Annotated in this window: 1 protein-coding gene; it reads left to right on the top strand. The window is 64.7% G+C overall.

Translation table 11 applies throughout. From position 1 onward, the window contains the following. Window positions 1-227 (top strand): hypothetical protein (locus E2C06_RS37080; protein WP_206664867.1); only part of this gene is annotated, 227 nt, incomplete at its 5' end. Window positions 228-334: the final 107 nt, after the last annotated feature.

Here is a 334-nt window from a genome sequence, read left to right as displayed (position 1 = left end):
TGGTGGACAAGATGCAGGTCCTGGTCGCCCGCCTTGCCCCGGACGACGGGACTGACGCTGGTCTATGTCTCGCCGAGGCAAACCTGCTGCGGTCCGTGCTGCGCGATCTGCAGGCCTTTGTCATGGGCGCCGTTTTTGCTACCAAAGGTGCCGGCCTGTGGGTGCTAGTCTCGCCTCAAGCTAATCTCATGCAAAAAAGCGGCGCAGGCTACGAGGCTGTACGGTAAGCGGGGCAAAACCTGTGGCGGTCAGGCGGGCTGGCACCGCGCTCTGACCAAGTCGGGCAGGTACGGGATGCCGGCCTGGCCGATGATGCCGAGCCGGGCACCGAGGT

This window comes from Dankookia rubra (genome assembly GCF_004355005.1).
GTDB classification, from domain to species: Bacteria; Pseudomonadota; Alphaproteobacteria; order Acetobacterales; family Acetobacteraceae; genus Paracraurococcus; species Paracraurococcus ruber_A.
The sequence above is the reverse complement of the archived record's forward strand: the minus strand, read 5'-3'. Positions and strand labels throughout refer to the sequence as shown.